Raw genomic sequence first — 1,317 nt, 5'->3', positions numbered from 1 at the left:
GCTCCTCGTATACATTACAGACTTTAATCGATTTCAGGCTTAAACCTAACCTATCAAAAACTCTTGAGAGCAGATGTTGGTTGGACTTTCGTCGTTTCCAGCTCGCTATCGATATGACTGTTTTCCCAGTCGTTTGTTTTTGATTTCTATCCTCAATCTTGAGTAGATTGAGAGTCGTTAATGATGCGTTGACCTGATTGTCGATGGCTTCTGAGCAGCGTGATTGGCAGTGTGTCAAACCGGTGTGCTGTTTAGCATCTCTGAATAAAAATTCAATTTGAAATCGAGCCTTGTAGTACGACAATAATGTCAGCGCCTCTAAATTTATATCTGTCGAGAATAATATCGCTCTTGTCGAGGCCACCGAGTCTGACGATCGAATCATCACAACACGTATCTCACGCTTTAATGAAACGCTGTATACGATAGCGCTGTATATTTCAGTGTTGTTTTCACCTGAGGTAATATACTGGAAGCGCGACAGATCATTTTCAAAATTAATTTTACCGTCGTATTTTTTGGCTCGCCCGCAGCCTGAATACTCTCCCTGATAAAGCCATTTTAAATTAGCATCGACTCGAAGCTTACCGACCATATGAAGTCCTGTGCTTACAACGCTGTTCACAAATTTAAACTTACTATAAAATGAATCAGCCGCTAGGTACTGAATATCTAAACGCTTCAATTCTTCCGCTACGTCAACAACATGCACAGCATAAAGATCAGTGCGTGTTTTACCTTCTGTATCGATGGTTTGCCGTGCATCAATCGAATAAGCCGTATGGCTTTTAATATTCACCACGCTAATCAGTGACGTCTCTAACCCTTTCTCACTCGCACCTTGGGCGCCGTTATAAAACCAGCCCAGCCCTTCTGTTTTGTTACCTGACTTTTTCATAAAGCTAGCGTCAATTGCTGCGATATTTGTCTGCGTGCGCCCTAGGGAATGCAGGAGAAGCTCTGTATTGAATTTCGAAAATGGAAAATCACGTCGAGACCAACGCGAAAAGCGCTTCTCGCTCATACCGCTATAGCGACTCATATTTCTGAATGTTGCTCGGCCATGAAATACGACCAATGTGGCAAATAGGCCAGCCATAAATACACGTTGAGGCTTATTGATACTAGGCATTAAACTGAAAATAGTGTTTACTAGGTCTGTCATGGGTAAATCTTGTGGGCTATTTGATCTTAGAAACCAAATTATCTCAAAATTTACCTGTGACACCTACTTATATTACAAAAACACCACCTCTCTTCCTGCCAGCGCTACATGACTCTTTTGTGCTTGCTCTGGAGTCTAAAACTGTCCGAAGT

General features: G+C 41.9%; 1 protein-coding gene. It reads right to left on the bottom strand.

From position 1 onward, the window contains the following. A partial coding sequence (locus AC438_RS13355; protein WP_156317083.1) for a transposase occupies nt 1-1,165 on the bottom strand: 1,165 nt, incomplete at its 3' end. Nucleotides 1,166-1,317 lie beyond the last annotated feature (152 nt).

It is taken from the genome of Marinagarivorans algicola (genome assembly GCF_001292705.1).
Taxonomy (GTDB): Bacteria; Pseudomonadota; Gammaproteobacteria; order Pseudomonadales; family Cellvibrionaceae; genus Marinagarivorans; species Marinagarivorans algicola.
The sequence above is the reverse complement of the archived record's forward strand: the minus strand, read 5'-3'. Positions and strand labels throughout refer to the sequence as shown.